The organism is Clostridium sp. HMP27 (assembly GCF_000765165.1).
Classification (GTDB): Bacteria; Bacillota; Clostridia; order Clostridiales; family Clostridiaceae; genus Clostridium_AK.
The window spans coordinates 232,975-256,464 of record NZ_JMFY01000014.1 but is presented as its reverse complement, the minus strand read 5'-3'; the positions used below and the strand labels follow the sequence as shown (position 1 = coordinate 256,464).

Sequence of the window (23,490 nt, the reverse complement as noted above, 5' to 3'; positions counted from 1 at the left end):
AAGAGAAAAAATAGTTACAGATTACAATTTTTTATAATAGGAGGTAAAAATGAAAAAGATAGAAAATATTTTAGGATTTATAGCAATTTTATTAGTATTAATTTTGGGAAAGACACTTTTAAAAACAGATGCACTGTTTTTTAGAATTTTGATTGGGGTAGGACTAGGTTATGCTTTAACAAGAGCGTATACGGGATTTGCAGGTAGCGTTAATCGTGCATATAATACCGGTTCAACGAAACTTATGAGAACCATGATGTTCATGTTCTTCATTACATGTATATTAACTGCTGCTATTTTATTTAATGCAGAATCTAAAGCATATGATCTTTGGATAAATCCTATTAACTTAGGCTTGATTTTAGGTGGGCTGCTATTTGGATTTGGTATGGCATTCTCATCATGCTGTGCTTCTGGAGTGCTTACTGACTTAGTTACAGGTCTGCCAAGGGCATTTTTTACACTAATATTTTTCGGATTAGGAGTATTTGTTGGATTCCCTATACAAAATACTGCATCGTGGGTAAAAAAATCTTGGCTTTCTACACCAACTGGTGAAGAACTAGGTGGTGGAGTTTTTCTGCCAGATTTCTTTAAATGGGATGGTGTAAAAGGATATCTAGGTGCACTTGTATTAGTAGGTATATTTTGTAGCATAGTAATTGCTATTTCTTACTTTTATGAAAGTCATCGTAAAGAGAAAAGTACCTATATTGGTCATCCTATGGAAAAGGTACAGGATATGGATGAGGTTTTTGACAGCAAAAATTTTAGGCTTTTCAGCACTGCAACTTATAATCATATTTTCGTAAAGCCATGGACGTTAAAGCAAGGTGTAATAGTTCTTAGTATGCTATTCACATTGCTAATGGGAGCAACAAAGGCAGGTTGGGGAGCTTCTACCCCTTATGGTATTTGGTTTGGCAAGCTATTAATGGCTTTTGGAGTTTCAGTTGATTCAATTGCATCATTTACTAAAATGGCACCAAAGGCTTTTGTTCAGCCATTCATTGAGCATCCGGTTTCAGTACAAAACTTTGGTATCTTACTTGGAACAGTAATTTATCTTTTAACAGCAGGCAAATTCAAGGAAACATTTATATCAGGAATGTATATAGCCAAAAGAGAAGTGATGTTATTTGCCCTAGGTGGTATAACTATGGGAGTTGGTACTCGTCTAGCTAATGGTTGTAACGTGGGGGCACTATATACACCAATTGCTAACTTCTCGCTATCTGGCTGGATATTTTTAATTTTCATGGTTTTAGGATGTATTGTAGGCAATACGTTTAGTAAGAAGTTATCTAAAGTATAGGATAATAATTTAAAAAACCTCGTGGTGAAATGACTGCGAGGTTTTTTAAAAGAAGAAATTAATCTGTGCAGATATTATACACTTTCATAATTCCTTCACAATCACAATATAAATTTAATAATTTCATATACATATTTAAAAGCAAAAAACAGTTAGTAACGTACTAAAATTACTAACTGTTTCTTAAGTTGTTACATACCTGACATTTTTCTACATTCATCAGCACATGTGCGACATTCTTGTGCACATTTTTGACAATGCTCATCTTTAAACATATCACATTCCTTTGCACATGTATCACAAACTGTAGCACACATTTTGCAATGTTCTTTTGAAAATTGGCCATTCATAGACATAATAGCTGCTGACATTTCACACATCTTTGCACATTCAACTAGAATTTTTACACAATTTTTTCTTGCATTTAAGTCAGGTTCATTAAGACATGCCTCAAAACATTCATAGCATGCCTGAGCACATCTAGTGCATTCATCGATACATTTTTGATAGTTATTTGTAGTCATAGTTACTACTCCCATCTCAAACACTCCTTTTAATTTAATTTTTTAGTACGTAATGTAGCATGTGGAAAAAATCAGTTTTATATTCATGAAATAATAACTCTAGTGCTAACAATATCATTTTCTAATATTATTCTCTATATTGTGGTTCCTCTGATTTTACAAAATCAAGTCTACTTTGAAGTGTCTGTGCTATGTTTTCACTTGTTTGTGCTAGTTGTTTAAAAGTTTGTTTAGATTGTTGATCATTTGTATCCATGGAAAATGTTTTTAATTGAGCAGCTAACCCTTGAGCACTTGCTAAGGCTTGCTCAAGTTTGTTTACAGTTGCCATATTTAATTCCTCCTTTAAATTGTAAAATTTTATATAGTTATTATGTGTACACTATAATAACTTAAGTTACATACATAATATAACTATTTGTTGTCTAAAATATACTTTAGAAACGATATTAACATATAAATACAATCTTGCCAAAAGGAAATAATTTTTCCTTAATGTAATAAATTTCAAGAGGTGATTTTATGAATATATATACTATTTTTTTTGAAGGAGAAAAGTTAAATATACCTGAGCTATTTATCAGAGCATCTATCTTATACTTCATGTTATTTGGTTCAACTAAAGCAATGGGATTTCGTCAACCTGGTATATTAACCCCATATAATTTTTTAATGGCTGCGGGCATTAGTCATATTGCAGCTTCTCGCATGGTTAATCCTAAATCAAGATTAGTAGATGCAATGGTTATAATAGTAATATACACTTTAATTAATTTGTTTATTTCATACTTATATTTTAAAGCTCCATCTGTAGTTTCTCAAAAACCTATTATATTAGTTAAAAATGGTAAAATCCTAAAAAAAAATCTTTCAAAAGCAAAACTAACAATTGATAATTTATTTTCTATACTAAGACAAAAAGATGCACCCAATATTGAAAAAGTAGAGTATTTAATTGCAGAAGCCACAGGGGATTTTAGTACAGCTATAAATAGCAATAGCCTTCCTGTAACTAAGTTAGATATGGCAATAGAACCCAAACAGGATAGTTTGCCCCAAATTCTTATTTATAAAGGAAATGTAGATAAACAAATTCTTAAGATTAATTCATTGAGTTATGATTGGATTAAAACTGAACTTAAATCCAATAATATAGATAGCATAAATCATATTTATTTAGGAATTTTAACTTCCGATAAAAAATTATATGTAAGTTCATAGGAGGACTCTCATGCCTAAGATTTTTGGCGTTATAAAAAATATTTCATTATTTGGATATGTAATAAGAACCTTTTTAGTAGGTATAATAGCTTTTTTGGTAGGAAGATATATGCTAAAAAGAACTATAAATCAGTTAACTGCCTATGACTTTGCAGTGATATGGATATTGGGAGCTCTTACAGTTGCTCCATTGTTAGATGGAGAAGTTTCCTTTACATATATAATTGTTCCATTAGCAACTTTATTTTTTTGGCATTATATGATCACTTTAATATCTCTAAAAAATAGAGCTTTATCTTTATTTTTTAATGGGAAACCTTTAATTTTAATAGATGATGGGAAAATAATAAGAAAAAATTTAAAAAAACATTTTATAAATATTGATTTACTTATGAGTGAATTAAGAGTTAAGAATGTTTTTGACATTTCAGAAGTTAAATATGCAATTTTAGAGCCTAATGGTCATTTTAGTATTATAAAAAAAGAATCTCATAGACCAGTTAATCCAACAGATTTAAAGCTTACTGCTAAACCTGTAGATTTACCTTTAGTTATTATCAATGATGGCAAATTATTTGAAGAAAATTTAACTAACTCAGGGGTAGATAAAGAATGGCTTATGAATAATCTCGCTATGTATAATGTATATGATATAACAAACATCTATCTTGCTACCATAGATAATTCTAAAAAACTATATATCTCTAAAAAAGATTAATAAACATATAATAGTAAAGTTTTGTCACATTGATTTTATATTATGAACTAAAGTCCAGCAAATAACTTGCTGGACTTTTCACAAAGATATTTTTTAGTATTTCTATTGCTTCTTTATAAATACTACGCAAACAACAATATGCTGGATATAATGAGGGGAAATAGCTATGAGGACATGCCTAACGAAGTAGAAAAAGGAAATTATAAAGCTATGGATGGTTTTATGAATACTATAACAGAAGAAGATTTTAAAAAGATGATTGATATAATGAAAAAAGTGGAAATGAAAATATGGCTAATATGATGGAAAGCATAGGAAGAGAAGGAATGATTGAAATGCATAATTCAATGGGGGGAGCAGAAGCTTGTCATGGCTCAAATAAAAATACTAATGAAAGTATTAATAAAAATAGAAGTACGAATAATAATGTAATCCCTAATAGAATGATGAATAGAAGTTTATAATACTTTTAATTCATAAAAATACTACCTTCAGAATTAGGTAGTATTTTTTACTGTTCAATATTTAATATGCTAATCTACTAAATTTCTTATAAAGCAACTTTAAGATTATGATACTTAAAATTATTAGAATTACAACTAATAGTGCAGAGTGAAAGAAAAATTCTTCAGGGAGTATCTTTATGATGGGGTCCAAGTCAGGATCAAATATCCAGTAATCATTTCTAAAAAATATCTTATGAAATATAGTAAAAAAAGCATCAAAATTTATCATAAAAACTGTCAAAAGAACTGCTGGAAGTATTATTAATATGGAAGAGGTTTGTTTTAAAAAATCTAAGTTTTTATGTTTAAGATTAAGTAATAAACCTACACCACTAATAAGTCCAGTTACAGCTAGCAAAACATCAACAGAAGTAAAAATTCTTTTGACATCTTTGAAGTGAATTTGTCCGTATTTTGAATAAGGAATCGATGGCAGTTTAAGGTCTTCTTCTTTTGAGCTTAATAAATAATCAATAACATAATCATAATTTCTTACTATTTCATCTTTACTAAAGTTTGAATGATCTACTATATTTAAGTGTTGAATATCGAAATAGTATAAAGATTTAAACATCAATGTGAATTTTACTGCTGAAGCAATAATAAACAAACTAAATGTTAAAGAAAATAATATTTGAAATAATTTATAGTTTCCTTTTTTTCTTGTTTCAATTTGATGTGTGTAAACTGGTGAATACATTTTATGACCCCCATGTATAAAATTTTCTTATGTACATTTACCATTATAAAAAATGAATATGAAGATAGTGTGAAAAATTGTCATAGTAATTTAAGAGTAAAGTAGATAATAAGTATCGAAATAAAATTTATTTTAAGGAGCTGGTAATTATGCCAGCAACAATGAATATGCCAGCAGTATCACTTATGCCAGGTGGAAACCCTCATCAAACTTGTATAGAGGCATGTATGAAGCGGGCTCAAATATGTCAAGAATGTTTAACTATGTGCCTTCAAGGACCTGATGTAAGTGCTAGAATCAATTGTATTAAAACACTTCAAGATTGTGCTGAAATTTGTTCAACAGCTGCTTGTTACATGGCAAGAGGAAGTATGAATACAAAAGAAATATGTAATGTGTGTTCAACAATATGTGAAAAATGTGCTGCTGAATGTGAAATGTTTAAAGATGAGCATTGCCAGACTTCTGCAGACATTTGCAGACAATGTGACAATGAGTGTAGAAGAATGGTAAACATGTAATAATAGTGAGAATATAAAAAAAGTAAGCCTGACTATTTAATTATCAGGCTTATTTTTTAAGAAGATAAAATATTGGGAAACTCAATAGTAAAAGTAGTTCCTTCATCCAACTTACTTTGAACATATATTTTCCCACCATGAGCTTCAACAAAGGATTTTGTAATTGTAAGTCCTATACCTGAACCTCCTGTATTTTTAGTGCGGGATAAATCACTTCTATAAAACCTCTCAAATATATAAGGCAAGTCTTTTTCAGGAATACCTATACCATTATCAATAACTTTTATGATAATATTTTGTTTTTCTTTCTTTAACGTTACCTCAACTGCTCCATTAGGATTTAAATGATTATAAGCATTTAAAAGAAGGTTATTTACTATTTGCTTAAGCTTATCTTTATCCATAGTTGCTTTTACATCAGGAGATATATTGCAAACTAAATTATAATCTTTTTTTATATATAGAGGCTTAAAAGTATCTAAAATTTTTTCTAATTCATTTGATAAATTAATATTACTCTTATTTAAGTTAAGATCTACCTGCTCAAGTTTAGCTAAATTACGAAGATTATCTACAAGTTTTGTTAATCTTTGAATTTCTTCATAGAAGACTTCAAGCCTTTCAGTAGTAGGTTCCCATATGCCATCAATAAAAGCTTCAACATAGGTTTTTAATGTAGTAAGTGGTGTTCTTAATTCATGAGCCATGTCTGATGTTAATCTTTTTCTGAGCATATCTTGCTTACTTAGCGATTCTGCTAAATAATTTATTGAATTCGAAAGTTCATCCAACTCCTTAGTATTTGTCTTGATGAAAGCTCGAGATTCAAGATTTCCAGCTCGCATCTCATTTGCTGTTTTAGTTATTATAAGCAAAGGTTTAGAAAGCTGCCTAGATATAATTATGCTAATTATAAATCCAAAAATTAGAGCTATAAAAGCAGCAATAATAAAAGAATTATTTAACGTGTTTATAAAAGTAACAGAACCAGAAGATAGATATGAAGTTCCAAAGTAACCAACGGTTATTGTACCGATGTCCTTCTTATTATTAGAAAGCAAGGTGTATTTATTTTCAGTATATTCACCAGTATTCATTCCTGAAAAATTATGCATATTAGAACCCATCATATTTTGCATCATGCTTTTATGATACAAATGAGCACTACCTGAAGAATATACAGTATTGTTAACTGAGTCTTTTATTTCAATATACAATTCCTGCATCTCTGCATATCTTTGTAGTTCTGATTCATTTATATTTGTAAAACTATTTTGCTCATTATATAAGTCCTCAACAATGGTTATTATATTATCTATTTTTACTTTATGTTCATCAACTAAATACTTTTGAAATTCTTTTCCTACTGCATAATTTGATATCAGACTCGTTAAAATAATAGATCCTAGTACTGCTAAAAGAAATCCTAAAGAAAGTTTCTTCATTAAAGAGAGTTTCATCTTTTCACCTCAGTAAAACTCGGGATAAACTTATAGCCCATTCCGTAAATAGTTATTATATATTTTGGCTCTTTAGGATTATCCTCTATCTTATGTCGAATGTTTTTGATATGAGTATCTATTGTTCTATCATATCCTTCATAGTCAATTCCGAAAGCCTTTTCTACTAAGTGTTCTCTTGAGAATACTGTTTCTGGATTTGCAAGTAATACTTTCAATATTTTAAATTCATTTGTTGTTAGACTTATAACATCTCCTTGCTTTTTAATGAACATCTTTTTAATATCAACTTCTAAATCTCCATTATTAAAGTTTAAAATATCAGCAAGAGGGAGTGAATCTTTGTAAGATCTTCTAAGTAAAGCTCTTACCCTCACTACTAACTCACGAGCACTAAAAGGTTTGGTTAAGTAATCATCTGCACCGATAGATATTCCTTCTATTTTTTCATCTTCATCTGCCTTAGCAGTAAGCATTATGATAGGCACAGTAGAAGCAGCTCTTATTTTACTACATACTTCCTCACCAGATAACTTAGGAAGCATTAAATCTAAAACTATAAGATGAATTATCTCCATATTAAATATATTAAGAGCTGCCTCACCGTCTATTGCAGTAACTACCCTAAATCCATCCTTTTCTAGATAAGCTTTAACTACATTCAATATATTTTGTTCATCATCTACAACTAGTATTTTAAATTCATCATTATTCATGTTTATCACCTCTAAAAATTATTAATATAATTTTATTACATTTTATATATCTAAAACACTAGGATGTATAGTTTCCTAGTATTTGATGGTATGACTTTTCTTTTAGTATAGACTTCCACAGCAAATTATATAAATTGATTATGAAGGAATTGTGTAGAAATACAAAAGTAATAATGCTTATGGCTTTTTTCTTCATCTTCATACGGATTACATAAAAAGTTTATATAATTTAGAGCACATAATTATAACAAATAATGGAGGAGGTGAATAACAATATGATTGAAATACTAGTTGCTTCCTTAATAGCAGCTTTTGCGATTTACACAATATATAGTAAGTTTAAAGGTAAAGCTTCAGGTGGCTGCGGCTGTGGTGGCTGTAGTGAATCAAAAGGAAAGATAAAAAAATAATATTGCTTATATATTTCAGCTGGGAGGAAGACGATGAAAAAGAGATTAATATGCTTAATGCTAATGTTTGAAATAGCATTTAATTTACATAAACCAGTTCTTGCAGCACCAACATCTGAACAAATCAATAGACAAAGAAATCAGCTGCAGACGGATAAAAATGAGTTTAAAAAGGCACAAGATAAAAGATTTGAAATAGAGCAAAATATAGAGAACCTAGACAATCAAATTGAAGAAGTAATGGATAAAATGCAAGAAAATAAGAAACAAATGAGTAAAATACAGGAAAATATTAAAGCCACAGAGCAGGAACTGAAAGAAACAGAAGAAGATATAAAAAAGGAAAAAGAATTATTTAATAAAAGAGTAAGAGTAATTTATGTAAAGGGATCAAGCAGCTACTTAGATGTACTACTTGAAGCAAAAGATTTTAGTGATTTTTTCTCAAGAATAGAAACTTTAAAGAGTATTATAAACTTAGATAAAAAAATTACTGAAAATATAAAATTGAAACAGGAACAATTAAATAATAATAAAGAGGAATTAAATAAGCAAAATGATAAGTTAGTATCTCTAAATAGCGATAATAATGAAAAGATGAATAAACTACAAAAGGATAAAAGTAAGCAAAGTAAGTTAATTGAAGAAGCAAAGAAACAAGAGAAATTATATGCTTCTGCAGTGAATGAAACACAAGCAAGGATAAATCAAACATTAATACAAATTGATGCAATGAGAAATTCAACACCAACATATACGGCTTCTAGGGAGGCAGCATCTGTTTCTAAAAAACAAACCGAAACAGTAACAAATTCAACACCAGCATATACAGCTTCTAGAGAAGTTGCATCTGTTTCTGTAAAATCTACTGAAACAGATGCAAATGCACCTTCTAGAGGGAATACATCAGTATCTGGTAATGCAGTAGTAGCCTATGCTTCTAGTTTTTTAGGAACACCTTATTTATGGGGAGGTACAACACCAGCGGGTTTTGATTGTTCTGGATTTACTCAATATGTATACAGGCATTTTGGAATAACAGTTGGAAGAACTACTTATGATCAAATTAAAAATGGTTATGCCGTTTCAAGAAATGAACTTCAGCCTGGAGATTTAGTTTTCTATGGAAAGGGAGGAAGTCCAACTCATATGGGAATATACGTTGGGAATGGTATGTATATTCATGCTCCAAGAACAGGGGATGTAGTTAAAATATCGCCTTATGATAGATCAGATTATATTACTGCAAGAAGGGTTATACAATAAATGATTAAATAAAAAATTTTCACAAAAGAACTAGAGAGTTAAACTCCCTAGTTCTTTTGTGAAAGGATTGTTCTTCTCTTTAAGTATTCTTCTTCACTAATTTCTCCATTAGCAAATTTTTCATTGAGTATTTCCATTGCATTATTAGACTTATTACTATAATTTTTAATAAATTTAGAAACAAGTACTATTATTCCAATGAATACAAGCAATCTTAATCCTATACCTAAAAGCATCCATCCAGGTCCTATAAGGCCTGAGGAGTTAAATCCATATCCTCCAAAACCACCACAAAACATATATAAAGTCCTCCTTTAATATTAATTTTATATGTTAATTATATAAATCAATTATGGTGGAATTGTGAAGAAATATAATATATTAGAATTTATGAAAAAGTGGGTTTCTTCATATGTTCTTTATATAAATAACATAAAATGTAATCATAATATAAATACTTTAAATTATTAAAAGTATATTGGAGGGGTAATTATGAAATGTCATGGAGATAATGGAGGAAATCAAAAACATAGTATGCTAAAGCACGTACTGCACATGATTCTTTGCTGTGGTTTGCCTATAGTTATTATAGGATTACTGCCACTTATAACAAAATTTAGCCCAGGTGCAGCTGGCTTGCTTGCAATAATTGCGCCATTTATATGTCCATTGATGATGGTTGGAATGATGGTAATGATGATGCGTGGTAATAAAAAGGGAAGTTGTTGTGATAATAAAAATACCGAAAATGATAAATTAAATAAATTTATAGAATAAAATAAGAGGGTCTTAGTTGTGAAAAGCTAAGACTCTTTTTATATTTTATATAATAGAGCTGACTTTATACAAATACATGAAGTTAACTATAATGTTACAAATCTAACTTCATATCACCATACTTAATCAATCCTTTTTTACGCATAAACTCTGAAATAAGTAAACATATAATTGCTGGAGCGATTATATGTATTGTAAGTATTAACCATAAAGAGTTTATCCCCATAACTTCTATAGTTGCAAATTGACCAACCAATCCACTGGTTCCCATGCCGGCACCCATTGAATTATTTCTCATTTTAAATATTGAAGAAGCAATAGGTCCAAGTATTGCGCTTGTTAAAGTAGGAGGTATCCAAATAAGAGGATTTTTAATGATGTTTGGAACTTGAAGCATGGATGTGCCAAGGCCTTGAGCAACTAATCCACCCAATTTGTTTTCTCTATAGCTTGAAATGGCAAATCCAATCATTTGAGCACAACAGCCAACTGTAGCTGCACCAGCAGCCAAACCATCAAGTTTTAGAGAAATTGCAAGTGCAGCACTACTAATTGGAAGAGTCAACACCATTCCCATTATTGTAGAAACCAAAATTCCCATTGGAATTGGTTGCAGTTCAGTTGCATAATTAATCATATATCCTAGTGAACTCATTAAAGATGACATAAAAGGACTTATAAAAGTGCTAACAATACCTCCAGTAATAATAGTTATTGCAGGGACTAAGATTATATTTAACTTTGTTTTATCATGAATAAGTTTCCCAAATTCAGCCCCAATAAGTGCTGCCAATAAAGCTCCTACAGGTTCACCTACATTTATAGAATATGTACCTAAGTTTGTTAATTTAAGAGTTTGTGCACCAAGTGCTCCGGTAATAATCGAAGAAAATATAGCCAAAATAGGAGCTTTTACTCCATAAGCTACAGCCGCGCCAATGGCAGGGCCCATCATAAGTTGAGCAACTTTTCCAAATTGGATTAGTAAAGGAAGTCCTAATTTTTCTCCAACTTGTTTAAGTATTAAACCTATAATAAGAGAAGCAAAAAGTCCTTGTCCCATGAAATTAAGAACATTGATTAAATACTCTTGTATTGAAAATTTACTGCTTTTCATAATATACCTCGTTATACAAAAATTAAGGAGTTATAAGTATGTAAAGATAGTATAATAGTCTGTGTAAACTCCTAAGAAATACATTTTATCATATCCCTATTTCAGAGTACACAGACTACTTCTACTTTTTAGATATTATTTTTAGCTTCAAAGCTTCCACAATCAGTATGTTCAACTTTATTAGCTTCACCGTTGTGTTTTGTAACTTTAATTTGATTTAATGCACAATACTGTCCGTCATTGCTATGGAATTTACATTCAGTAACTATACATCCTATACTTTCATTCTTTGGCATAACTATTACCTCCTTTGCTCAATGTTCAATATTATTATTAGAAATTTTGCGAGTTTTATTCAACAAAATGAAAGTTGTTTTAACATACCACTATTTGATTATTTTAGAAAAGTGCATATAAAATAAATACATATAGTTATTTTGCAACAATTAATATAAGCACACAAAGACTTATACAAATCAAGTCTTTGTGTGCTCTGAATTTTGTTAACTTTACTTTATATTGTTTATATAATTTTTCATATCTTCTATAGTCATAGCACCGATATGTTTATCGACTATATTTCCTTCTTTATCAATAAAAAATGATGTGGGAATTGAAACAACTTCATATTGACTTGCAACAATATTACCTGTGTCTAGTAATACTGGAAAGTCATATTTGTTGCTATTAATAAACTTCTGCACAGTATTTCTTTCTTCATCTAAGTTTACAGCTAATATGACTAAATCAGAATTCTTTGTTTCCTGATAAAGCATTTCCATTTCAGGCATTTCAGCCTTGCAAGGAGGACACCAAGTTGCCCAAAAGTTTAAAAACACCTTTTTACCTTTATAATCACTTAATGAAACCTCTTTTCCAGTTAAGTCCTTTAATTTAAAATCCATTGCTTTAGTTTTAGATACTTTCAGAGCAGTTTCATTTTTAAAATTCTCATTTTGTTTTTTATCAGGGAAATTAGATTCAGTATTAATTATATTATTGGGATTACTAACTTGAGATTTATTATAGTTATATACCGTATATACTGAACCACCTATGAGAATTAATAATCCTAATATTATAGCTATTTTTTTCATTGAAATTTCTCCTATCTATTAAAAGTTAATAAAATTCAGGTATTGACTTAATATACCCATTTTATTAGTAAAGATTAAGATTCCCATTAAAATCATAAGTAATCCGCTTATTATAGAAATAAAACTTAAATACTTTCCTAATCTGCTTATTTTTGATGATAAATTTTCAATTGCAAGTGCTGTTAAAATGAATGGAACAGCAAGTCCTAATGAGTAAAAGACTAGCAATATAATACCTCTACTTATAGTTTCCATACTGCTTGCATAAACAAGAATAGAGGATAAAATTGGACCAACACATGGAGTCCATCCTGCAGCAAAGGCCATACCCATTAAAACAGAACCAAAAGCGCCATTTGTATTGTTAAAAGATAAAAATCTTTTTTCTCGATAAAATAATTTGATTTTAAAAATACCTGTAGTGTGCAAACCAAAAATAAATATTAAAATCCCAGATATCTTTCTAAAAATAGACTGATTCTTTATGAAAACTTTTCCAATTGAAGTAATGGAAGCTCCCATTATGATAAATATAATGGAGAAGCCAATAATAAATCCTATAGATTTATAAAGAACGTATATATTAGATTTTTTGCTTTCAGGATCACTAATACTTGTACCCGTTATATAACTTATATAAGCGGGGACAAGGGGGAGAACACATGGCGAAAGAAATGATAATAACCCTGCAGAGAAAGCTAGTATCAGCGAAACGTTGTTCAAATCATCACCTTCTTTCATTTGAAGTTTAAAAGCCTAAAGCTTAATATCAATTATATATAAAACATGTTAAGAATATGTTAAAGTGCGTGTATTATCTTTGGGTATAAGAAAATAAAATTCTGTTCCAGATTTATGAGAGCTAGTGACACCATATTCAAACCCATGCATTTTTAATATTTCTTTACAAATTGCAAGACCTAATCCCATACCACCACTTTGAGAATTTTTATAATATTTATCCCAAATGTCTGTTAAAAGATGACTTTCTATACCTAAACCGTAATCTTTTACTGATAGCTTTATATAATCATTTAATTCAGAGGTGAAGATTTCAATTTTACTATATTCATCACTAAATTTAACCGCATTATCAATAAAATTATATAAAACTCTTTGAAGATATTTTTTATCTGCCCATACTTCTAAAGGTTCAGTAGAGCTAGTAATAGTTATATTCTTTTCAGCGGTTATTGGTTTAAAGTAGTTCACACATTCTTGAGCAAAATCAGGTAAATTAATAAATTGTTTATTAAGAGAGTATGCTCCATCTTGAAGCTTAGAAAGCTGAAGCAAATCCATAACTAAAGTGTTTAGCCTATCTACTTCATTTATTATTTCTTTTGAATATCTTTCTAAATTTTCTTCATCTACCAATCCATCACTAATAGCCTCACTGTAGCTTCTAATTACACTCAAAGGTGTCTTGAAGTCATGGGATACATTAGCTACAAAATCCCTTTGCAGTTGATATTTCTTTTTTAAGTCAATAGCCATTTGATTTAGGCTTATAGATAAAGTTTGAATTTCGTCATTAGTTTCAACACTACAGTCTACATCAAAATTGCCATTAGATATTGAAGAAGCAACCTTTTCCAACTTTAATATAGGTTTTGTAAATTTTTTGCCTATATAGGATATTAGAGGTATAGATAGCAGCACTGAAAAAATAAATATAAAAAATAAAACAATATAAACTATATTTAAATAATCCGAGGAATACTTATTATTTTGAAAAACTATGATATCCCCTATATCAGTTTGCAGTTTATAATATAGAAATTCAGCATTCATAGCATTTTTAAATATTCCTTTTGTTTTAAAGTTGTTATCGCTTGCAGAGCGTAAAAATGGCATCATACCCATTTTACCTTGAGTCAAAGGGACTATATTATTATCTTGAATAAGTATTGCAGTAATACTTGAACTATCTATTTCTTCATTGCTTTTTAAGGAGGTATATATATCTTTAGCTGAAGCCTGCAAACTATCATATTGCTGTTTAAGGTAAAACTTGGATAAAAAGATACTGCTTATTATAAGGCATATTGCAATGACTAAAGCAATTATAGATAAAAAGTATTTTATAAGTTTACGTGTTATTTTATCCATAGCTATCCTCCTGACACCACTAACTTATATCCAACACCCCATACTGTTACAAGGTGATCTTCGCAAAATTTTAGTTATTCTCTAAGTTTTTTAATATGAGTATCAATTGTACGTGAGTCACCTATAAAATCATATCCCCATACCGAACTTAATAATTGCTCTCTACTAAACACCTGACCTATATTTTTGCTTAAAAATAACAAAAGATCAAATTCCTTAGGGGTTAGATTTACTTGTTGATCATCTTGCAATACTTCATGGTTTTCTTCTAATATTGTTAAATTATCAAATTTTAAAGATTTATTTTTAGTTATCTTACTGTTAATTCTAAGTTTCACACGAAGAACTAATTCTCTCATACTAATAGGTTTAACCATATAGTCGTCGGCACCTAGCTCCAGCCCAAAGATCCTGTCATCTTCTTCACCCCTTGCTGTTGTTAGTATAACAGGAGTGTTGCCTAATGATTTAGTTTTTCTAAGTAAAGCCCAGCCGTCTTTACCAGGAAGCATAATATCGAGGATTATTAGATCAAAGTTATGAGTATTAATTAGATCTTCTGCTGATTTTCCATCTGAAGTACAGGTTACATCATAATGTTCTTTTTTTAAATATAGAGCCATTACTTCAGAAAGTTTAGTTTCATCTTCCACTATAAGTATTTTATTTGTCATTTTTCCCTCCTATAGTTTTTTTGCTTCACTTAATTTAATCATCTTATAATAATTATAATTATAATTTATATATTTGGCTAATCATTGTAGCAAATGTGATAGATTTGTGAAATTTAATTATAAAACTTTTGCAATCTTATCACATTTACAACACTATTTGAACAAAAAGATTCGTTATTATAAAGCTATACCACAGAGATGGTAACTAAAATTAAAATTGGAGGAATAGAAGATGAAAAAAAGAAATGTTATAGCTGCTTTAGTACTTACCATGTCTATAGGAGTGGGAGCAACAGCATATGCTGCTTCAAATGATACTACAGTTACACCAGGGCAAGGATTAGGTCTTGGAAGAATAACTTCTATGAGAGGATATGATTATATGTCTAATATCCTTAAAAACAAGTTAGGCTTAACAGATACTGATATAACAAATGCAAGAGAATCAGGAAAAACACTTTATGATTTAGCAGCTGAAAAAGGAATGACTCAAGATGAGTTAAAGAGTTCATTGCTTGAAGAAAGAACTAAATCAATAGATGATGCTGTTAAGAAAGGAACAATTACAAAAGAAGAAGGGGAAACATTAAAATCAAAGTTAAATACAAACATACAAAACTGTACTGGAAATTTTGGTGAAAGACAAGGAGTAGGCCAGGGCAAAGGAAGAGGTCAAGGCCGTGGAATGATGGGAAACGGACAGGGTAGGGGCTGCATAACAGTACCTAGTAATGAAGTTGTTAAATAACATTTAAAAATAGGATGGCTAAAATTTAGCTATCCTATTTTTTATGGAAAATATTCAAAGAAAGAGTCACAATTAATTCAAATTTATATATCATCATATTGCGATATAGGCATGTATCTTGTTCATATTATAACATAAAAAATAAATATATACTTGACAGATTAGTAAAAAGCTATATAATATTTCTTAGATACCCCATGGGGGTATAAAAATATTGGAGGGATGGAAATGAAAAATTTATTTGAACTATGGAAAAAATATTCATATATAATGTTACTTGCATTTATTATTGTAAGTCTATTTGATTTCAGAATAGGTATGGCAGCTATTATTTGCATGATTGCGCCTATTATCGTTTCAGTTTTTAGAGGAAGGTTTTGGTGTGGGAATTTATGCCCTAGAGGAAATTTCTATGACAATGTTATCTCAAAGTTCAGCAAGAAAAAGGCGGTTCCGAAATTATTAAAGTCAGTTTATTTTAGGGTATTTGTAGTTATATTTATGTTTACTATGTTTGGTTTAGGTATTCAAAAGAATTGGGGGAACCCAGCTGGAATTGGTATGGTATTTTATAGAATTATAGTAATTACTACCTTGATTGGAATAGTGTTATCATTTTTCTATAGTCATAGAACTTGGTGCCATTTTTGCCCTATGGGAAGCATAGCAGCATTAATATCTTACGTAAGAAAAGATAAAAAAAAGGTGCTAGAAGTATCTAACACTTGCGTAAACTGTAAGATATGTGAAAGAAAGTGTCCTATGGGAATATCTCCTTATGGTTATAAAGGTGATGTCTTAGCTCATCCAGATTGTATTCAATGTGCAAATTGTGTAATAGCTTGTCCGAAAAATTCTATTGGATATGATACAATAAAATAATAAAAAATGCCTAATGGAGTTTATTTGCCCTTAGGCATTTTTTTATTTTACTAAATATAATTATTTCAAACTTTAATGTAATGCATTAGTTTTTTATTATTAATTCAATATTTTTTATGGTTATAGAATATGCATCGTATTCTATTAATCCATCACGTCTCATTTTATTTAATTCTCTTAAAAGTGAAGGACGTTGTACACCAATTCGTTCAGCTAGTTCTTTCTTTGATATTGGTAAAATGATTTTTGACGTCTTTTGAATATAATATTCATAGGTTAAAAAGTCTAATATACTCTGTCTTATAGTCTTCATACTTATAGACTTAATTTTGTTTGTTAATATTATAGTTTTATCAGAAATGGATTTAATAAATTCAATTAAAAAATTCTTATTTTGTTGGCAAAGTTCAAGTATCAAGTTTTTATTAATATGAAGAATTATACAAGAAGATCTTGATGCTACTGTCATAGGATAAATATCAGCATTTGCAAAGAGTAAGTTTCCTCCTATTATATCTCCAGTTATGAATGTAGATATAGTAAGCACATTCCCGTTATTATCAATTTTTTGAACAATAATACTTCCTTTTAAAATAATATCTAAAGTAGTGCACTTTTCATTTTGCAAGTAAATAACTTTGTTTTTGTTATATTCTTTAATTTCATAATTTTGGATATTGAATAATTGAACTAATTCTTCAGAAGAGATGGTATTAAATAAACCTATATGCTTAATTATATGAATAAAGTCTTTAATATTCATGAATATTCCCCTGCAATTAGTAACCATGGTTACTTTTTTTATATTTATAAAAATTATAATATAAACACATGAACTATGAAAGGGGAATTTTTATGTTAGAAAAGATTTATGAATTTAAAAGATTAAATGAAAAGGTAGTTGAAAAACTTATTGATGATGAAAATTTAGCGCTAAACCATATGGTTTTTACTAAAGGAACAGGTCTACCAGAACATTACTCAAACTCTAATGTGTATATGGTAGTAATAAGAGGTAATTTAACATTAAAGCTTGGTGAACAGGAACCTCACAAATACAGTGAAGGACAAATTGTAAATATACCTTATAATATAAAGATGAATGTAAATAATTTTGATGATGACATTCTTGAGATATTTGTAATTAAATCTCCTAATCCAAGATATTATGAAGAAAAATAAAAGAGGAAATTTTCCAACATATATCAATATGTTGGAAATAATACAGGTTAATGTTATAATATACATATAAATATATACTGAAGATAAATATTGAAATTATTTGCGATAGGTGGTTATTTGTATGGATTGGCGATTTATTTTATCCCTTATATTTGCGCTTATAGTGGCAATTTTTGCTCTGCAAAATGCAGAAACTGTAAACATAAACTTTTTATTGATGGACTTATCTATGTCACAGGCACTTGTTATATTTATATCAGCAATTTTTGGTGCAGCTACTGTAATGATGCTTAGTATTGTTAGGTGGATTAAACTTAAATCTAAAATCAAAAGTTCATTAAAAACAATAACAGTGCTGGAAGAGGAAAATAATCAGTTAAAGCTAAAACTTGAAGAAACGACGACTGAAGAACTTGAAAATAACAATAAATAAGATTTATGATAAGCAAACTTATCATATGAAATGCTTACAAAGTGACTATCTCAAAATTTATTTTGAGATAGTCACTTTTTTATATATTATTTATAAAATTTGAAAATTCACTATTAATTTTACTAAATATATTGACAGAAAGTTTAAGGGATGTTATTATCTTAATAATTTAATTAGATAAAGCGGTGAAGTGATAAATCGATAAAGTAAAGAAGGTGTAAATTTGACTAATTGGAAAAGATATATACCAGAAGGCACAAAGGATTTATTGTTTGAGGAATGTAGTAAAAAAATTAATACAATTAATATGCTGAGAAGCCTATATTTAAGAAGTGGTTTTGAAGAGGTATCCACACCTACATTGGAGTTTTATGATGTGTTTCATTTAGACAACCTGTCTATAGAACAGGAGAAGATGTATAAGTTATTCGATAATACTGGCAGGATATTGGTTTTGAGGCCTGATATGACGACTCCCATAGCTAGGATTGCTGCTACAAAGCTTAAGGAAGCCCCTCATCCAGTAAGAATATGTTATAGTGGCAACATATTTATGATGAATGAATCCTGGGGAGGGAAATTTAGTGAAATAACTCAATCTGGTATTGAGATACTAGGAAGTGACAGTTTAAAAGCAGACTCAGAAGTTATTATAACTGCTATTACAGCACTACTTTCCATTGGGATTAAGGATTTTGAAATAGAGTTGGGACAAGCTGAGTTTTTTAAATCTTTAGTTGAAGACGTAATTTTTGAAGAAGAGGAAATGGAGAGACTTAGAAAACTAGTAGAAAATAAAAATTTTGCTAGATTAAGAGAATTTGTGGAAGAAAATGAAGATAAGCTAGGGAAGAATGCTGAGGCTCTAAAAAATCTACCTGAACTTTTCGGAGGTATTGAAGTGATTGAGAGAGCTAAAAATCTTACAGATAATAAACAAGCTCTTCTTGCTATTGAGAATATTGCTAAGATATATGAAAAGTTAGATGTAATTGGCCTTAGTAAATTTGTATCCATAGACTTGGGCATGGTACAGCATATCAATTACTATACGGGAATGACTTTTAGGGCTTATAGCAGAAAAGTAGGTACTGATATTTTAAGTGGAGGAAGATATGATAATTTAATATCTGAATTTGGTCAGAATATTCCTGCCACTGGATTTGGAATAAATATTGATAGTATTATGTGTGCACTGCAGGATGATAGTATATGTAATGAATTTTTCGATAAATATCTAATTTCATATGATGAAAAATATATAAATGTAGCCTATAACTTAGCTAACAAACTTAGAGATTGTGGCTATTACGCTGAGATAAGCTTAATTAAAGAAAAAGAAAATATTATAAATTATTGTAAGAATAAGAAAATAAGTATGCTTGTCTCTATTAATTGTGAAGATGAGCTTGAAATTATAAATATAAAGGATAAAATTTGCAGTAATATAAGTGTCTTAGAGTTATTTAAAGCTTTGGGGGAATAAAATGAAGAGTTTAAGAATTGCACTTACTAAAGGTAGACTAGAAAATTATGCAGTTACAATGTTTGAAAACATTGGAATTGATTGTACAGAATTAAAGGATAAAGGAAGAAAATTAATTTTTAAGGATAAAGAAAACAACATAGAGTTTGTTTTAGTAAAATCAACTGATGTTCTCACCTATGTTGAGCATGGAGCTGCAGATATAGGTATAGTAGGAAAAGACACACTTTTAGAACAGGGGAAAACCTTCTATGAGGTTGTGGACTTAAAGGTTGGAAAATGCAGCTTTAGTGTGGCAGCATTACCTGAGTATAAAAACTATGAAAGTTTTAATCGCAAGAAGATTGCTACTAAGTACCCTAATGTTTCAGGAAACTATTTTAGAAATAAGGGTGAAGACGTAGAAATAATCAAAATAGATGGTTCGGTAGAGTTAGCTCCTATACTAGGGCTTTCAGATGCCATAGTGGACATTGTAGAGACAGGAGAAACTCTTAGGCAAAATGGACTTATTATAATAGAAAAAATATGTGATATAAGTGCCAGAATGATAGTAAATCGAGCAAGTATGAAGATATATAAAGATCAGATAGGAAAACTTATTGAAAAAGTTCAAAACTATGTAGATGAAAATCTATAACTTAATAAAGAAAAGAGGAGGGTTATTTTGATAAGTATTATATATGGAAATAGCGAAGAAGGAAAAAGTTACTTAGATTCCCTTAAGGAAAGGGCAGAAGAGGTACAAGGAGATGTTATAAATAAAGTTGAGGATATTTTAAGAGATATAAGAAACAACGGAGATGATGCTTTAATTCAGTACACAAATAAATTTGATAGCAATAGTGTTAATTTGAATAATTTTATTGTTTCTAAGGATGAAATTGAGGAAGCATATGAAAAGGTAGATTCAGACTTCCTCTCTGCAATACAAAAGGCAAAAGAAAATATTGAAGAGTTTCATGAGAGACAAAAAAGAAACTCCTGGATGATGACAAAGGATAAGGGGGTTATATTAGGACAAACTATTAGGGCATTAGAAAATGTAGGGATATATGTACCAGGAGGTACTGCAGCATATCCATCCTCAGTTATTATGAATGCAGTACCAGCAAAGGTTGCAGGGGTGAAGAATATAACAATGGTTACTCCACCGCTAAAGGATGGAAGCATAAACCCTAATATTTTAGTTGCTGCAGATATTGCAGGAGTAGATAAAATAATTAAGGCAGGAGGAGCTCAGGCAGTTGGAGCACTTGCTTTTGGTACAGAAAGTATTGAAAAAGTAGATAAAATAGTAGGACCAGGAAATATATATGTTGCAATGGCAAAACGAAGTGTATATGGATTTGTTGACATTGATATGATTGCTGGTCCTAGTGAAATACTTATAATTGCAGATGCAAATGCTAATCCTAAGTTTTTAGCAGCAGATTTAATGTCCCAAGCAGAACATGATGTATTAGCATCTTCAATTTTAATCACTACCTCATTTGAATTAGCAGAAAAGGTAAAGCTTGAACTAGAAAGACAAGTTGAGACTCTAGATAGAAAAGAAATAATAAAAGAATCTCTTAAAAACTATGGGGCCATTATCGTTGTAAGCACTTTAGAAGAAACTATAGAAATGGCTAATGAGATAGCTCCTGAACACCTTGAGATAGTAATTGATAAACCTTTTGACATATTAGGTGAAATAAAGAATGCAGGTTCTATTTTTATAGGTGAATATTCTCCAGAACCCCTAGGAGATTATATGGCAGGACCAAATCATGTACTGCCAACTAGCGGTACTGCAAGGTTTTTTTCACCACTTTCAGTAGACGACTTTATTAAAAAGTCTAGCTATATTTACTACACTAGTCCTGCATTAAAGGATTTAAAAACTGATATCATAAAAATTGCAGAAACTGAAGGATTAACAGCTCACGCTAATTCTATTAAAGTGAGGTTTGAGAAATGATAAATAAATTATTCAGGGAGGATTTAAAAAGCTTTAAGCCCTATGAAGTTGATAAGAACAACTATAACATAAGAATGGATGCTAATGAGAGTTTTTTGAATTTTTCAGAGGAATTAAAAGAAGAGCTTATAAATTCAATAGGGAACATATTTTTCAATAGATATCCTGACTCAGATTCAACAGAAATTTGCAAGCTTTATGCAGACTATGCTGGAGTTAATTTTGAAAATGTTATGGCAGGCAATGGCTCAGATGAGCTTATACAAATTATAGTAAATGCCATCATAAAAGCTGGAGATAAAGTAATGATGTTAACCCCAGATTTTTCAGTGTACAACATATACACAAAGCTTGTAGGCGGAATACCTGTGGAGTTTCAGCTTAATGATAGCTTTGGATTAGATGTGGAAGCATTAATAGCAAAAGCTAATCTTGAAGAGGTAAAGCTTATTTTTATATCTAATCCTAATAATCCAACAGGTGGAATTATTCCTAAGGAGCAGTTGACTAGAATAATCACAGAAACCAAGTCTATTGTTGTTATTGATGAAGCCTATTATGAATTTTATGGAGAAACCCTAGTAGATAAAATAAATATCCATGAAAACTTAGTAATACTTAGGACTTGTTCTAAAGCAATAGGATTAGCAGCACTTAGATTAGGATTTCTCATCACCAATGATCTACTAATGACTGAATTTAAAAAGGTAAAACTAACTTATAACGTTAATACAGTTACTCAATCTATAGCTGCAGTGGTGCTAAAAAGACCCGAGCTTATTAAGAAAAATATAGAATTTATACTAAAGGAAAGAGAATATCTGCTTAGTGAGCTGAAAAAAATAAAAGGGATAACTATATATCCAACAAAAGCTAATTATGTGCTAATTGAAAGTAACTTTAAAGATGAATTAAGAAAAAAGACACTAAAATGTGGCATAAGTGTAAGGAACTTTAGCAGCCCTAGGCTTAAAAATTGTTTGAGGATTACTGTAGGAAACAGAGAAGAAAATAAAGCATTTATTGATTCCATAAGTAGATAACGTAAGTTTATAGAATGAAGGTGATAATATGAATAGATTATCCGAAATTAAAAGAAAAACTGGTGAAACGGATATAGAGTTAGGTATCAATTTAGATGGAGAGGGAACTTTTAAAGGAACTACAGGTATAGGGTTTTTAGACCATATGCTTACACTTTTTTCAAAGCATGGTTTAATAGACTTAGAAATAAAAGCAGATGGAGACTTGGTGGTAGATAGTCACCATACTGTAGAGGATATAGCTATAGTACTTGGAAGTGCTTTAAAGGAAGCTCTAAAAGATAAAGCAGGGATTAAGAGGTATGGTACTAGTTTTGTACCTATGGATGAAGCCTTAGCTACAATATCTTTAGATATTAGCGGAAGACCATTCTTAGTATTTGATGCTAAGTTTACTGTAGATAAACTAGGAAACTTTGATACAGAAATGGTAGAAGAATTCTTTAGAGCTTTTGCTTTTAACGGAGGTATAACTCTGCATGCTAGAGTATTATATGGAAAAAACAATCATCATATGATAGAAGCTTTATTTAAAGCATTAGGAAGAGCTCTAGGGGAAGCAATGGCTATAGACCAAAGGATAAAAGGTGTTATGTCTACAAAAGGAGTTTTATAATTT

31 protein-coding genes are annotated in these 23,490 nt (G+C 29.9%); 18 read left to right on the top strand and 13 right to left on the bottom strand.

Annotated elements, in window-relative coordinates; genetic code table 11:
* The first annotated feature begins 49 nt into the window (after positions 1-49).
* Positions 50-1,315, top strand: coding sequence for a YeeE/YedE family protein (locus DP68_RS07230; protein ID WP_035307897.1), 1,266 nt, complete (start codon positions 50-52; stop codon positions 1,313-1,315).
* A 191-nt stretch (positions 1,316-1,506) separates the two neighbouring features.
* Here the strand turns inward: DP68_RS07230 and DP68_RS07225 are convergent, their stop codons facing one another.
* Positions 1,507-1,854, bottom strand: coding sequence for a four-helix bundle copper-binding protein (locus DP68_RS07225; RefSeq protein ID WP_035307895.1), 348 nt, complete (start codon positions 1,852-1,854; stop codon positions 1,507-1,509).
* A 112-nt stretch (positions 1,855-1,966) separates the two neighbouring features.
* Positions 1,967-2,170 (bottom strand): DUF1657 domain-containing protein, encoded by a 204-nt coding sequence (locus tag DP68_RS07220; protein ID WP_035307893.1) that lies wholly within the window; start codon positions 2,168-2,170, stop codon positions 1,967-1,969.
* A 191-nt stretch (positions 2,171-2,361) separates the two neighbouring features.
* Here DP68_RS07220 and DP68_RS07215 point away from each other — a divergent pair, with 191 nt between their 5' ends.
* The 4 genes from DP68_RS07215 to DP68_RS19485 all read left to right on the top strand — a co-directional run bounded on the left by DP68_RS07215 (position 2,362) and on the right by DP68_RS19485 (position 4,242).
* Positions 2,362-3,060 (top strand): YetF domain-containing protein, encoded by a 699-nt coding sequence (locus DP68_RS07215; RefSeq protein WP_035307892.1) that lies wholly within the window; start codon positions 2,362-2,364, stop codon positions 3,058-3,060.
* Between the two features lie 10 nt (positions 3,061-3,070).
* Entirely contained in the window at positions 3,071-3,778 is a 708-nt protein-coding gene (locus DP68_RS07210; protein ID WP_052085692.1) for a DUF421 domain-containing protein, read from the top strand.
* Positions 3,779-3,928: 150 nt separating this feature from the next.
* Positions 3,929-4,081 carry a hypothetical protein gene (locus tag DP68_RS19490; RefSeq protein WP_291547851.1) on the top strand — a complete coding sequence of 51 codons (153 nt, stop codon included), beginning with the start codon at positions 3,929-3,931 and terminating at the stop codon, positions 4,079-4,081.
* A complete protein-coding gene (locus DP68_RS19485) occupies positions 4,069-4,242 on the top strand; it encodes a hypothetical protein (protein ID WP_291547849.1) in 174 nt (57 codons plus the stop codon). Before DP68_RS19490 ends, DP68_RS19485 begins: the two co-directional genes overlap by 13 nt.
* A gap of 61 nt (positions 4,243-4,303) precedes the next feature.
* Here the strand turns inward: DP68_RS19485 and DP68_RS07205 are convergent, their stop codons facing one another.
* Positions 4,304-4,984: a TIGR01906 family membrane protein gene (locus tag DP68_RS07205; RefSeq protein ID WP_081957116.1), complete on the bottom strand. Its 681-nt coding sequence runs from the start codon at positions 4,982-4,984 to the stop codon at positions 4,304-4,306.
* A gap of 149 nt (positions 4,985-5,133) precedes the next feature.
* Between DP68_RS07205 and DP68_RS07200 the strand changes: the two genes are divergently transcribed.
* Positions 5,134-5,505: a four-helix bundle copper-binding protein gene (locus DP68_RS07200; RefSeq protein ID WP_035307889.1), complete on the top strand. Its 372-nt coding sequence runs from the start codon at positions 5,134-5,136 to the stop codon at positions 5,503-5,505.
* A gap of 56 nt (positions 5,506-5,561) precedes the next feature.
* Here DP68_RS07200 and DP68_RS07195 read toward each other — a convergent pair whose 3' ends face one another.
* Together DP68_RS07195 and DP68_RS07190 are read right to left on the bottom strand one after the other, a co-directional pair.
* Complete coding sequence (locus tag DP68_RS07195) at positions 5,562-6,965, bottom strand: HAMP domain-containing sensor histidine kinase (protein ID WP_035307888.1); 1,404 nt, start codon at positions 6,963-6,965, stop codon at positions 5,562-5,564.
* On the bottom strand, positions 6,962-7,681 hold the full coding sequence (locus DP68_RS07190; protein WP_035307886.1) for a response regulator transcription factor: 720 nt from the start codon (positions 7,679-7,681) through the stop codon (positions 6,962-6,964). The genes DP68_RS07195 and DP68_RS07190 overlap by 4 nt, the downstream gene beginning before the upstream one ends.
* 275 nt (positions 7,682-7,956) lie before the next feature.
* On the opposite strand from DP68_RS07190, the gene DP68_RS19190 reads away from it, so the two are divergent.
* A complete protein-coding gene (locus DP68_RS19190; RefSeq protein ID WP_291547844.1) occupies positions 7,957-8,091 on the top strand; it encodes a FeoB-associated Cys-rich membrane protein in 135 nt (44 codons plus the stop codon).
* Between the two features lie 33 nt (positions 8,092-8,124).
* Complete coding sequence (locus DP68_RS07185) at positions 8,125-9,357, top strand: C40 family peptidase (protein ID WP_035307884.1); 1,233 nt, start codon at positions 8,125-8,127, stop codon at positions 9,355-9,357.
* Positions 9,358-9,404: 47 nt separating this feature from the next.
* Here the strand turns inward: DP68_RS07185 and DP68_RS07180 are convergent, their stop codons facing one another.
* On the bottom strand, positions 9,405-9,656 hold the full coding sequence (locus DP68_RS07180; RefSeq protein ID WP_035307882.1) for an SHOCT domain-containing protein: 252 nt from the start codon (positions 9,654-9,656) through the stop codon (positions 9,405-9,407).
* Between the two features lie 193 nt (positions 9,657-9,849).
* On the opposite strand from DP68_RS07180, the gene DP68_RS07175 reads away from it, so the two are divergent.
* Complete coding sequence (locus DP68_RS07175; RefSeq protein WP_035307880.1) at positions 9,850-10,134, top strand: hypothetical protein; 285 nt, start codon at positions 9,850-9,852, stop codon at positions 10,132-10,134.
* Positions 10,135-10,228: 94 nt separating this feature from the next.
* On the opposite strand, the gene DP68_RS07170 is transcribed toward DP68_RS07175, so the two are convergent.
* The 6 genes from DP68_RS07170 to DP68_RS07150 all read right to left on the bottom strand — a co-directional run bounded on the left by DP68_RS07170 (position 10,229) and on the right by DP68_RS07150 (position 15,134).
* Complete coding sequence (locus DP68_RS07170; protein ID WP_035307879.1) at positions 10,229-11,251, bottom strand: PTS sugar transporter subunit IIC; 1,023 nt, start codon at positions 11,249-11,251, stop codon at positions 10,229-10,231.
* Between the two features lie 128 nt (positions 11,252-11,379).
* Positions 11,380-11,547 (bottom strand): DUF1540 domain-containing protein, encoded by a 168-nt coding sequence (locus DP68_RS19185; protein WP_081957114.1) that lies wholly within the window; start codon positions 11,545-11,547, stop codon positions 11,380-11,382.
* 213 nt (positions 11,548-11,760) lie between these two features.
* Positions 11,761-12,348 (bottom strand): TlpA disulfide reductase family protein, encoded by a 588-nt coding sequence (locus DP68_RS07165; RefSeq protein WP_035307877.1) that lies wholly within the window; start codon positions 12,346-12,348, stop codon positions 11,761-11,763.
* Positions 12,349-12,366: 18 nt separating this feature from the next.
* Positions 12,367-13,071: a cytochrome c biogenesis protein CcdA gene (locus tag DP68_RS07160; protein ID WP_035307875.1), complete on the bottom strand. Its 705-nt coding sequence runs from the start codon at positions 13,069-13,071 to the stop codon at positions 12,367-12,369.
* A gap of 66 nt (positions 13,072-13,137) precedes the next feature.
* Positions 13,138-14,460: a HAMP domain-containing sensor histidine kinase gene (locus tag DP68_RS07155; RefSeq protein WP_052085691.1), complete on the bottom strand. Its 1,323-nt coding sequence runs from the start codon at positions 14,458-14,460 to the stop codon at positions 13,138-13,140.
* Positions 14,461-14,534: 74 nt separating this feature from the next.
* Positions 14,535-15,134: a response regulator gene (locus DP68_RS07150; RefSeq protein WP_081957113.1), complete on the bottom strand. Its 600-nt coding sequence runs from the start codon at positions 15,132-15,134 to the stop codon at positions 14,535-14,537.
* A 232-nt stretch (positions 15,135-15,366) separates the two neighbouring features.
* Here DP68_RS07150 and DP68_RS07145 point away from each other — a divergent pair, with 232 nt between their 5' ends.
* Both DP68_RS07145 and DP68_RS07140 read left to right on the top strand, forming a co-directional pair.
* Entirely contained in the window at positions 15,367-15,882 is a 516-nt protein-coding gene (locus tag DP68_RS07145; protein WP_035307874.1) for a hypothetical protein, read from the top strand.
* A 228-nt stretch (positions 15,883-16,110) separates the two neighbouring features.
* Positions 16,111-16,764 carry a 4Fe-4S binding protein gene (locus DP68_RS07140; RefSeq protein ID WP_035307873.1) on the top strand — a complete coding sequence of 218 codons (654 nt, stop codon included), beginning with the start codon at positions 16,111-16,113 and terminating at the stop codon, positions 16,762-16,764.
* Positions 16,765-16,849: 85 nt separating this feature from the next.
* Here the strand turns inward: DP68_RS07140 and DP68_RS07135 are convergent, their stop codons facing one another.
* Complete coding sequence (locus DP68_RS07135; protein ID WP_035307872.1) at positions 16,850-17,527, bottom strand: Crp/Fnr family transcriptional regulator; 678 nt, start codon at positions 17,525-17,527, stop codon at positions 16,850-16,852.
* 92 nt (positions 17,528-17,619) lie between these two features.
* Here DP68_RS07135 and DP68_RS07130 point away from each other — a divergent pair, with 92 nt between their 5' ends.
* The 7 genes from DP68_RS07130 to hisB all read left to right on the top strand — a co-directional run bounded on the left by DP68_RS07130 (position 17,620) and on the right by hisB (position 23,487).
* Positions 17,620-17,946, top strand: coding sequence for a cupin domain-containing protein (locus DP68_RS07130; RefSeq protein WP_035307869.1), 327 nt, complete (start codon positions 17,620-17,622; stop codon positions 17,944-17,946).
* A gap of 121 nt (positions 17,947-18,067) precedes the next feature.
* Positions 18,068-18,379 (top strand): LapA family protein, encoded by a 312-nt coding sequence (locus tag DP68_RS07125; RefSeq protein WP_052085690.1) that lies wholly within the window; start codon positions 18,068-18,070, stop codon positions 18,377-18,379.
* A gap of 223 nt (positions 18,380-18,602) precedes the next feature.
* Positions 18,603-19,865, top strand: coding sequence for an ATP phosphoribosyltransferase regulatory subunit (locus DP68_RS07120; RefSeq protein ID WP_035307867.1), 1,263 nt, complete (start codon positions 18,603-18,605; stop codon positions 19,863-19,865).
* Between the two features lies 1 nt (position 19,866).
* Entirely contained in the window at positions 19,867-20,505 is a 639-nt protein-coding gene (gene hisG, locus DP68_RS07115; protein ID WP_035307866.1) for an ATP phosphoribosyltransferase, read from the top strand.
* Between the two features lie 27 nt (positions 20,506-20,532).
* Entirely contained in the window at positions 20,533-21,828 is a 1,296-nt protein-coding gene (gene hisD, locus DP68_RS07110) for a histidinol dehydrogenase (protein WP_035307864.1), read from the top strand.
* Positions 21,825-22,871, top strand: a complete 1,047-nt coding sequence (gene hisC / locus DP68_RS07105; RefSeq protein ID WP_035307861.1) for a histidinol-phosphate transaminase — start codon at positions 21,825-21,827, stop codon at positions 22,869-22,871. Before hisD ends, hisC begins: the two co-directional genes overlap by 4 nt.
* Positions 22,872-22,899: 28 nt before the next feature.
* Positions 22,900-23,487 (top strand): imidazoleglycerol-phosphate dehydratase HisB, encoded by a 588-nt coding sequence (gene hisB / locus DP68_RS07100; protein WP_035307859.1) that lies wholly within the window; start codon positions 22,900-22,902, stop codon positions 23,485-23,487.
* Positions 23,488-23,490 lie beyond the last annotated feature (3 nt).